This is a genomic window from Pseudomonas sp. 22072 (assembly GCF_052046095.1).
GTDB lineage: Bacteria > Pseudomonadota > Gammaproteobacteria > Pseudomonadales > Pseudomonadaceae > Aquipseudomonas > Aquipseudomonas paracarnis.
Genome location: NZ_JBQEQE010000035.1, coordinates 33,975 through 43,124, shown reverse-complemented (window position 1 = coordinate 43,124; position 9,150 = coordinate 33,975). Strand labels below are relative to the sequence as shown.

Below are 9,150 nucleotides of genomic sequence, written 5' to 3'. Positions count from 1 at the left end.
TTATCGCAGGCAAGCCAGCTCCCACATTCGATGGCGTTATTGGCCAGAGTTGATGGTGATTTTTTTTACCGCACCTTGTTCCAGATCCCACTTTTTCAAGATCTTGCCGTAAGTCCCGTCATCAATCATGCCCTGCAATGCCTCACTGATCGCCGTGACCAACTCGGTATTGCTCTTCTCAATCCCAAGCCCGGTGAATTGCTTGGAAATCGCCAGGCCCACCGGCTTGTACTTGCCTTTGTCCAGCGACATCAAATAAGGAATGGTCTCGCTGCCCTGCATCGCCGCATCCAGGCGGTTCTGCTGCAACTGCGCCCGGGCATCTGCCGAGCCTTCGGTGCCGATCACCACGATTGCCGGCTTACCCGCCGCTTCGCAGTTTGCCTTGCTCCAGGCGGTAATTTCAGACGGCCAGGTGGTGCGGCGGCTGGTGCCGACTTTTTTACCGCACAGGTCGGTCAATTCCTTGATCTCTTCGCGCTTGGCCAAAGTGTAGAGCTGCGGGCCGCTGGTGAAGTAGTCGATGAAGGTCACGGCTTTCTGGCGCTCGGCGGTATCGGTCATGCCCGACAGCACGATGTCCACGCGCTTGGTGGTCAGGCCGCTGAGCATCTGTTCGAAGCCGGTTTCCTGCCATTTGATCTTCACGCCCAGTCGCTCGGCCAGGGCGTTGCCCAGGTCGAAATCGAAACCGGTGAGTTTGTTGGTGGCCGGGTCCTTGAAGTCCATCGGCGGGTAGTTCGGCACGATGGCCGCGCTGATCTCACCCTTGTCCTTGATGGCTTGCGGCAAGGCCGCGAATACACACGAGGAGGCCATCAGGCCTGCAAGCAAAGTAGGGATAAACATCTTCTTCATGGGGGCGTTCTCGTTAGTTTTTTAGTTAAGTGCGAACGGCAGAAATAAAGCTTTGGGTACGCGGGTTTTGTGGGCTTATTAGAATGTCTTCCGGGCTGCCGGCTTCCACAATCTGGCCGGCGTCCATAAACACCATGCGGTTGGACACTTCGCGAGCGAAGCCCAATTCATGGGTGACCACGATCATGGTCATGCCGGTGGTGGCCAAATCGCGCATCACCGACAGCACTTCGCCTACCAGCTCCGGGTCGAGGGCTGAGGTGGGTTCGTCAAACAGCATCAACTTGGGGCGCATCGCCAAGGCCCGGGCAATTGCCACACGCTGTTGCTGGCCGCCGGACAACTCCACCGGGTAGGCATTGCGCTTATCCGCCAGGCCAACGCGGGCCAGCAGTTCCAGCGCATCTTCGATGGCTTCCTTGGGCGAGCGCTTGAGCACCTGGCACGGGCCTTCGATGATGTTTTGCAACACAGTCATGTGCGGGAACAAATTGAACCGCTGGAACACCATGCCGGTGGCCAGGCGCTGGCGGGCGATCTGCGCTTCGTTCATCTCGTGCAGCTTGTTTCCGACCACTCGATAACCAACCAATTCGCCATCGACCCACAGGCCGCCCTTGTCGATCTTTTCCAGCTGATTGACGCAACGCAGCAGGGTACTTTTGCCCGAGCCGGACGGGCCGATGATGCACATCACCTCGCCTTGCTCGACCTCTATATTGATGTCACGCAGGGCGTGATACTGGTCGTAATACTTGTTCAGGTTGACAGCCTTGACGATGCTTCTCATGGGGCAAATCTCCTCAACCCAGGCTTACGAACGCTTGCCGGCGCCGCGGGCAAAACGACGCTCGAGGCGGCTTTGACCGAATGAAAGAACAGTCACCACCGCCAGGTACCAGATGCCCGCCACAATCAGCAGCTCCATCACCCGGGCGTTGGCGTAGTAGATGTTTTGCGCGTTGTGCAACAGCTCCGAGTACTGGATGACACTGGCCAGGCTGGTCATTTTCACCATGCTGATGAACTCGTTGCCTACGGGCGGGATGATCACGCGCATCGCCTGCGGCAGAATGATCCTGCGCAGCGCCTGCAGGCTCGGCATGCCGATGGACTTGGCCGCCTCGTATTGGCCGGTGTCCACCGACAGCAAGCCGGCACGCACCACTTCAGCGGTATAGGCGCCCTGGTTGATGCTCAAGCCGAGCAGGGCGGCCACGAAGGGCGTCATCAGGTCGACGGTGTCGATGCTGAACAGGCCCGGAATCGCGATCACCGGGAAGATCAACGCCAGGTTGAACCACAGCAGCAGCTGCAAAATCAGCGGTGTACCGCGAAACAACCAGGTGTAGGTGATGGCCACGTAACGCAGGATCGGGTTGGCCGACATGCGCATGATCGCCGTGATCACTCCGATCACTACGCCCAATGCCATCGCCAGGATCGACATGACGATGGTGTTCACCAGGCCCCAGAGGATGGCTTGCGACGTAAGGAACTGGCCAATGTAGGACCATTCGATCTGGCCATTGGCAAACGCGCGCAACAGCGCCGCCAACACAATCACGATCAGGGTGGCAAAAAACATCCGCCCGTAATAGCGCCGCGGCACGTGCTCGTACTGGGTGATATCGAACTGGTTTTCGGACAACTTGCGCTCGGCTTCCAAGCGCTCGGCCGGGGTTTGGTTCATGCTGCTACTCCAAAATTTATTCTTGATGCGTGATCGTTCCCACGCTCCGCGTGGGAACGCCGCCTCGGACGCTCCGCGTCCCGCCGTTGGCGCGTAACGTGACGACGCGGAGCGTCACGGGATGCATTCCCACGCAGTGCGTGGGAACGATCGTCACCGGCTTAAATCCGAAATCCTTGATAACTTTCAGTCCACTTTTGCTGAGCCGCCAACGCCATCTTCAACCGTCCAATCTGCTCCTTCACCCGCTCCGGCGCCGTCCCACCCCACCCACTACGCGCCGCAATCGCCGCCTCCAGGGTCAGGCAGTCGCGCACGTCCGGGGTGAGTCGCCCATCCACCTCGGCCAACATCGCCGGTGAGGCTTGCCACAACTCAATCTCATGCTGCTCACAGGCCTGCACCAGCGCGCCGGTAATCTCGTGGGCCTCCTTGAACGGCACACCACGGGTGGCCAGCCAGTCCGCCACCTCAGTCGCCAAGGTAAAGCCCATTGGCGCCTGGCGCCGCAACTCCTCTACCTGCACCTTCATGGTCGCCACCATGCCGGCCATCGCCGGCAATACCAGCAGCAAGGTGTCCACGCTATCCAACACGCAGTGCTTGTCTTCACTCAAATCGCGGTTGTACGACAGCGGCAACGACTTGAGCGTCGACATCAGCCCGGTCAGGTTGCCGATCAAACGCCCGGCCTTGCCCCGCGCCAATTCGGCAATGTCCGGGTTCTTTTTCTGCGGCATGATCGAACTGCCGGTGGCGTAGGCATCGTCCAGCACTACCCAGCGAAACTGGCGCGACGACCACAGGCAAAACTCCTCCGACAGCCGCGAAATATTCACCCCGAGCATGCCGGCCACAAACAGGAACTCCGCCACATGGTCACGGCTGGCGACGGCGTCTATGGAGTTTTCGCATGGCCCGGTGTAACCCATTTCCCTGGCCGAGTGCTCTGGCTGACGCGCTATCGCCGAACCTGCCATGGCGGCCGCGCCCAACGGCGACAGGGCCGTACGCGCATCCCAATCCACCAGGCGCTGCACATCGCGCAGCATCGACTGCGCGTGGGCCAGCAAGTGATGGGCAAACACAATGGGTTGCGCCTGCTGCAAATGGGTGAAGCCCGGGCAGATGTTCTGCACATGTTGCTCGGCCTGCTCAACCAGCGCCTGCTGCAAACCCAGCACCTCGTTGGCGATGGTGCGCGCATGGTCGCGCAGGAACAGGCGCAGATCATTGGCCGTCTGGTCATTGCGCGAGCGTCCGGCACGCAACTTGCCGCCCAGGGCGCCCAGGCGCTCGGTCAATACGCGTTCGATAAAGGTGTGTACGTCCTCGTCATCCAGGGTGGGATGCAGGCGCCCGGCGGCAAAATCCTCACCGATGCGGTCCAGGGCCTCGAGGGTACGCAAAGTCTCCGACTCATCCAGCAACCCAGCGCGCTGCAACTCACGGGCATGGGCGCAGGAGCCGGCCAGGTCGTAGGGCGTCAGGCGAAAATAGCGCTCAGGGCAACGCGACAACGCGGCCAACGCCGCAGACGGACCGGTCTTGAAACGAGCGCCCCAAAGGCGGTCGGTGGGCTGGGACATGGGTATTCCTCACGCTTGTTTTTAGAAGAGTCGGAGGCAGTTTCAACAGACGTTTATCGGTGTAGAACCGGCATCTGACGCGCCGTATTCAAGGTTGCCAAGGGCGGATGTTTATGTTCATTATCGCCGCCTGGCTATGTTCAAGGATTGGGTTCAAGCCTGTTGAATATGGCACTCGAGGTCAACGCGCATTATGGAAACCCCACTTTCCACTTCTGGAAACCTGCCGCCAAAACCCGGCACACGAGCACCGCTGCAACTGAGTGGGCTGGACTTCAAATTGCTGCGGGTATTTATGGCCGTGGTCGAAGCCGGCGGCTTCAGTGCTGCGCAAAACGAGCTGAACGTGGGCCTGGCGGCCATCAGCAAACAGATCTCCGACCTGGAGATTCGCATCGGCATGCGCCTGTGCACACGGGGCCGCGAAGGGTTCGGGCTGACCGAAGAAGGCAAGTTGGTGTATCAAGCATCCATCGAGTTATTTACCTCAGTGGACAGTTTTCGCGACAAGCTTAGTTCGGCGCAAAACGAACTGATCGGCGACCTGAGTGTGGGCGTTATTGATAACACCGTCTCTGATGTCAATTCCCCGCTGATTACCGCTCTGGGCAACTTACATCGCCAATCGCCAAAAATAAGATTGCGCCTACACGCCTCTCAATTGGACGAAGTTGAACGCGGAGTAGTGGAAGGGCGCCTGGTCGCCGGCATCGTCCCGGTGTACCAACGCCGTGAAGAATTCGACTACTTCCCGCTCTACGAAGAAAAGGCCCACGCCTACTGCGCCGTAGGGCATCCCTTGTTCACTGCGAGCGACATCACCCCCGATGCGCTTCGCCAATACGAAGTGGTGAACCATCGGTATGCGATCCATCGCGACAAGGCCAACTTCGTCGGCCACGACAGCCAGTCCGCCTCGGCTTCACAAGTGGAAGCCGTCGCCATCCTGATCCTCACCGGCCGCTTCCTGGGCTTTCTGCCAGAACACTACGCCACGCCACTGGTGAGGGAAGGGCGCCTGCGCGCACTGTGCCCACAGCAGGTTCATTTAAGCACCGCGTTCAACCTGATCCTGCGCCACAACGCGCCGAGAAGCCCGATGGTAAAAGCCTTTGCCACAGCGCTGGGTGTAGACCTGAAGACTTCGGCCTAAGCCTCAACAAAGCTCAAATGTGGGAGCTGTCGAGCCCCAGCGAGGCTGCGATGGGATCGCCTCGGTCTCCCCGCCAACCTCATCCCCCCGCATCACCGCTGCAACCGAGCTCGCTTTTTCTTCTTCGCATGAAAATGCCGAAAATGCGCATCCTGCGCCGCCGCCAACAACTCCCGATCCCCACGCGTATCGCCCCAGGCCCTGAGCCGATACTCCCCCAGGTCGCCATAAACCGCTTCAAGGCGCAGCACCTTGTTCTCACAACGGCAATTATTCCCGGTGAGTTTGCCGGTCAGCACCCCATCCACCACCTCAAGTTCAGTGCCGATCAAACGAATGCCAAGCCGGTCGGCAAACGGCTGCAACACCAACGCCGGCGACGCCGAACACAGCGTCACCACCGCCCCGGACTTCACCTCATCCGCCACTGACTGCAACCCGCTCGGGCGCATCAGCTTGCTCCAGCGCGCCTGGCAATATTTCTGCGCTTGCTGCTCAACCCAAGCCTTCTCCACCCCGGTCATAAAGGTGCGAATCAACTGCGCCTTCAACTCATCCCGGCTGATCTGCCGCACCAAAAACCGCAACCCCGGCACCGCCAGCTTGACCATCCGGCCATAAAACTCACCGGGGCCAAAGGCAAACTTGAGGAAGGGCACGAAACTGTCGTGGTGGGTGAGGGTGCCGTCGAAGTCAAAGACGGAAAGTACTTTGGCGTCTGCGGGGCCGGCTTCGAGCATGTCTGGGTTCACGGGTTGGCCTCGGTCCTATCTAATAGTTTTTAAGCATGCATCAGCTGTGACAGCAGGAGTCTACTCCCGTGCCAATCTTCCGATCTTGGCGTAAATCTCTTCGGTAAAACCGGTGACAACGCTGATGGCAATTGGGGCACAAGGCTACAGCATTGGGGGGGCGATCCGAACCCTTCCGGGCCAGGTGTTTGAGGTGATGTACTTCAAGAAATAGCAAATTCCTTTTTTACCGACGAAAAAAAGCCCTGAACATGCCAGGGCTTCCTTTAGTGCTTAGTCCGGATCAATCCCAGCTCAACGCGCCGCCGGTCTGATACTCGATCACACGGGTCTCGAAGAAGTTCTTCTCTTTCTTCAAGTCCATGATCTCGCTCATCCACGGGAACGGGTTAGTCGTGCCTGGGTACTCTTCCTTCAAGCCGATCTGCGACAGGCGACGGTTAGCGATGAACTTCAGATAGTCTTCCATCATCGCCGCATTCATACCCAACACCCCGCGAGGCATGGTATCCCGAGCATATTCGATCTCCAGCTGCGTCCCTTGCAGGATCATCTGGGTCGCTTCTTCCTTCATCTCGGCGTCCCACAGGTGTGGGTTTTCGATTTTGATCTGGTTGATCACGTCGATACCGAAGTTCAGGTGCATCGACTCATCGCGCAGGATGTACTGGAACTGCTCGGCCACGCCGGTCATTTTGTTGCGGCGGCCCATGGACAGGATCTGGGTGAAGCCGCAGTAGAAGAAGATGCCTTCCAGCACGCAGTAGTAGGCGACCAGGTTGCGCAGCAGCTCTTTGTCGGTGTCGACGGTGCCGGTTTCGAACTTCGGATCGGAGATCGAGCGGGTGTACTTCAGGCCCCAGGCGGCCTTTTTGGCGACCGATGGAATCTCGTGGTACATGTTGAAGATCTCGCCTTCATCCATGGCCAGCGATTCGATGCAGTACTGGTAGGCGTGTGTGTGGATCGCTTCTTCGAAGGCCTGGCGCAGGATGTACTGGCGGCACTCCGGGTTGGTGATCAGGCGGTACACGGCCAGCACCAGGTTGTTGGCTACCAGGGAGTCGGCGGTGGAGAAGAAGCCCAGGTTGCGCATGACGATACGGCGTTCGTCGTCGGTCAGGCCTTCGGGGTTTTTCCACAGGGCGATGTCGGCGGTCATGTTGACCTCTTGCGGCATCCAGTGGTTGGCGCAGCCGTCGAGGTACTTCTGCCAGGCCCAGTCGTACTTGAATGGCACGAGTTGGTTGAGGTCGGCGCGGCAGTTGATCATGCGCTTTTCGTCAACGGCGACGCGGGCGGAGGCGCCTTCGAGCTCGGCGAGGCCTTCGGCGACGTCGAGTTTGTCCAGGGCGGCCTTGGCGCGCACGATGGCGGCGGAGTCGTTGGCGGTGACGGCGCGGGCTTCCACGGCGGCAGCGGCGCCGGCACCGTCGAGGCGGTCCATGTTGGCTTCGGTGGCGTGGCCGGCGTTGGCGCCTTTGGCGGCTACTTCGCCTTCTTCTTCTTTGTCGAATTCGTCCCAGCTCAGCATGACGTGTCGTCTCCTGCGTGAGGGCTCAAAGGTGCCCGTGTGAAACCGGATGGTTGGGTGTTCACACGGCCCTAGGGCCGCGGTGGATCTTAAGGAATCGTTTGTTGCAGCTAGCGCACGCATTAAACGGAATAGGGCTACGGGTGCTCTGCGTGAGGCTTGAGGGGCGCAGCAGCAGGTGCAAGCTCGCGCGGGATGCCTCAGGTCTGGCTCTTCATCCCTGTGTAAAGGGATATTGCAGGCCCGATTTACCCGCGCATTATAGGGAAAAAATTGGGTTTGTGTTGTGGTGGATGACCGCAGTGGAGGAGCTGAATGTAGATTTTTCCAGCCACGGCAAGGGTTTGCAGGGGGATTGTTGCTTGAGCGATTTTTAATTGGTGCGCAGATGCTTTCGCGATCTCTGGACGCTTGTGATGCCAATGCGCTTCGATCTGGCTCACAGATACGGAGGCAGGAGGGGGGCTACAGCATTTACTGCCCCCGCGAGGGTGCGTTACTTTTTAACCGGGAATGTCACATCAAAATTACCGGAAGATATTTTTTCTTCGGTTTGCGAGTTAATTAATTCAAAGGTACCTGTGGCACGGCCTGAATTTTCATCCCAGTCGCATTTAACGTTTCCCGCATTGGCGCTCCACGCGGAAGTGCCCAGTTTTATATAGGTTTGTACATTGTCTGAGGGTAAGGGGATTGCGCCTTGGTTGAACTCCTCACGCAGGATGGTGATTTGAACGTAACTGTCGTAGCTTGAAAGTTTTGGTAAAAAATACAAATAAGCTGCTCTCTGGTCAACTTCACCACGGATCTCTTTGAAATGGATGACCGCACTCCCGCTTCCTGTCGCTTTAGCTAAATCACGCGGGTCTTTTTTTAAAATCGTCATGGTTTTTGCTCCTCAGTCGTTGCGTATGATATTTGTCTTGCCGCATCCTTCTTGATGCGACAGGCATGACAAACTCGGAGTCTCATTCAAACACGCACTTAAAACTGAGGTAACTGTCAGAGTTGACAGGTTTAAAGAAGTAATTGGAATTATGTGAGGTATTTATCAGTAAAAAAATCATATGCGGGAAGGAGCAGTGGCTCGGTCATCACTGAGGGCTGGAGTAGCCGCCCGAGATAATGCTCCTCGTCGCAACAATGATTACTTTATAGACATGGATTTTGATGGGGCGAAGCAAGGGCTGTTAGCCGTTAGAGCAACCATTGCCCATTACTTGATAGTTGAGAATATGACGCTGGCCTTGAGAATCTTCATATTCCATCTTCACCGGTACAACTTCGCAGACTTCTGGAATGCTGCTCATGGACAAGACTTTGGCCACATCCAAGTGCGTGCTATAGGTGTAGTTCTCGACAATCGGGGCGTTCTGGCCGGCCAGTTCAGTCGGGGCTTCGTCCGCCAGGGCAGCGGTGGCGCACAGGCTGCTCAGGGCGATCACTAATAACGCTTTCATTGCTTCATTACCTTCTTCAGGGCGAAAGGGTGCACGGGGCCCTTGTGAGGCCGCGTGTGTCACTTAAAAGTTGGGAAGTTCGGATTAACGTTGCCTTCGTGGGGGCTGTTG

The 9,150-nt window shown here is 57.9% G+C and carries 10 protein-coding genes; 1 reads left to right on the top strand and 9 read right to left on the bottom strand.

Features of this window, described 5'->3' with window-relative positions; translation table 11 throughout:
• Window positions 1-36: 36 nt before the first annotated feature.
• From ACTJLA_RS24460 to argH, 4 genes are all read right to left on the bottom strand, one after another.
• Window positions 37-858, bottom strand: coding sequence for an ABC transporter substrate-binding protein (locus tag ACTJLA_RS24460; protein WP_054896735.1), 822 nt, complete (start codon window positions 856-858; stop codon window positions 37-39).
• Window positions 859-883: 25 nt separating this feature from the next.
• Window positions 884-1,648 carry an amino acid ABC transporter ATP-binding protein gene (locus tag ACTJLA_RS24455; RefSeq protein WP_003193648.1) on the bottom strand — a complete coding sequence of 255 codons (765 nt, stop codon included), beginning with the start codon at window positions 1,646-1,648 and terminating at the stop codon, window positions 884-886.
• 24 nt (window positions 1,649-1,672) lie between these two features.
• Window positions 1,673-2,551, bottom strand: coding sequence for an amino acid ABC transporter permease (locus ACTJLA_RS24450; RefSeq protein WP_019819278.1), 879 nt, complete (start codon window positions 2,549-2,551; stop codon window positions 1,673-1,675).
• 161 nt (window positions 2,552-2,712) lie between these two features.
• Window positions 2,713-4,140 (bottom strand): argininosuccinate lyase, encoded by a 1,428-nt coding sequence (gene argH, locus ACTJLA_RS24445; RefSeq protein ID WP_314544876.1) that lies wholly within the window; start codon window positions 4,138-4,140, stop codon window positions 2,713-2,715.
• Between the two features lie 193 nt (window positions 4,141-4,333).
• Between argH and ACTJLA_RS24440 the strand changes: the two genes are divergently transcribed.
• On the top strand, window positions 4,334-5,293 hold the full coding sequence (locus ACTJLA_RS24440; RefSeq protein ID WP_054896737.1) for a LysR family transcriptional regulator: 960 nt from the start codon (window positions 4,334-4,336) through the stop codon (window positions 5,291-5,293).
• Window positions 5,294-5,385: 92 nt separating this feature from the next.
• Here ACTJLA_RS24440 and ACTJLA_RS24435 read toward each other — a convergent pair whose 3' ends face one another.
• From ACTJLA_RS24435 to ACTJLA_RS24415, 5 genes are all read right to left on the bottom strand, one after another.
• The gene (locus ACTJLA_RS24435) at window positions 5,386-6,033 is read right to left on the bottom strand and encodes an HAD-IB family hydrolase (RefSeq protein WP_054896738.1); all 648 of its coding nucleotides are present in this window, start codon (window positions 6,031-6,033) and stop codon (window positions 5,386-5,388) included.
• 52 nt (window positions 6,034-6,085) lie between these two features.
• Window positions 6,086-6,262: an HNH endonuclease gene (locus ACTJLA_RS24430; RefSeq protein ID WP_371264134.1), complete on the bottom strand. Its 177-nt coding sequence runs from the start codon at window positions 6,260-6,262 to the stop codon at window positions 6,086-6,088.
• Window positions 6,263-6,328: 66 nt separating this feature from the next.
• Window positions 6,329-7,579 carry a ribonucleotide-diphosphate reductase subunit beta gene (locus ACTJLA_RS24425; RefSeq protein ID WP_014719604.1) on the bottom strand — a complete coding sequence of 417 codons (1,251 nt, stop codon included), beginning with the start codon at window positions 7,577-7,579 and terminating at the stop codon, window positions 6,329-6,331.
• Between the two features lie 496 nt (window positions 7,580-8,075).
• A complete protein-coding gene (locus ACTJLA_RS24420) occupies window positions 8,076-8,465 on the bottom strand; it encodes a hypothetical protein (protein WP_054896739.1) in 390 nt (129 codons plus the stop codon).
• Window positions 8,466-8,769: 304 nt separating this feature from the next.
• On the bottom strand, window positions 8,770-9,039 hold the full coding sequence (locus ACTJLA_RS24415; RefSeq protein ID WP_054896740.1) for a DUF2790 domain-containing protein: 270 nt from the start codon (window positions 9,037-9,039) through the stop codon (window positions 8,770-8,772).
• Between the last annotated feature and the right edge of the window lie 111 nt (window positions 9,040-9,150).

Bases quoted from the DNA above. Each gene is read 5' to 3' on its own strand.
- ACTJLA_RS24460 (WP_054896735.1), bottom strand. From the start codon at position 858: ATGAAGAAGATGTTTATCCCTACTTTGCTTGCAGGCCTGATGGCCTCC.
- ACTJLA_RS24455 (WP_003193648.1), bottom strand. From the start codon at position 1,648: ATGAGAAGCATCGTCAAGGCTGTCAACCTGAACAAGTATTACGACCAG.
- ACTJLA_RS24450 (WP_019819278.1), bottom strand. From the start codon at position 2,551: ATGAACCAAACCCCGGCCGAGCGCTTGGAAGCCGAGCGCAAGTTGTCC.
- argH (WP_314544876.1), bottom strand. From the start codon at position 4,140: ATGTCCCAGCCCACCGACCGCCTTTGGGGCGCTCGTTTCAAGACCGGT.
- ACTJLA_RS24440 (WP_054896737.1), top strand. From the start codon at position 4,334: ATGGAAACCCCACTTTCCACTTCTGGAAACCTGCCGCCAAAACCCGGC.
- ACTJLA_RS24435 (WP_054896738.1), bottom strand. From the start codon at position 6,033: ATGCTCGAAGCCGGCCCCGCAGACGCCAAAGTACTTTCCGTCTTTGAC.
- ACTJLA_RS24425 (WP_014719604.1), bottom strand. From the start codon at position 7,579: ATGCTGAGCTGGGACGAATTCGACAAAGAAGAAGAAGGCGAAGTAGCC.
- ACTJLA_RS24420 (WP_054896739.1), bottom strand. From the start codon at position 8,465: ATGACGATTTTAAAAAAAGACCCGCGTGATTTAGCTAAAGCGACAGGA.
- ACTJLA_RS24415 (WP_054896740.1), bottom strand. From the start codon at position 9,039: ATGAAAGCGTTATTAGTGATCGCCCTGAGCAGCCTGTGCGCCACCGCT.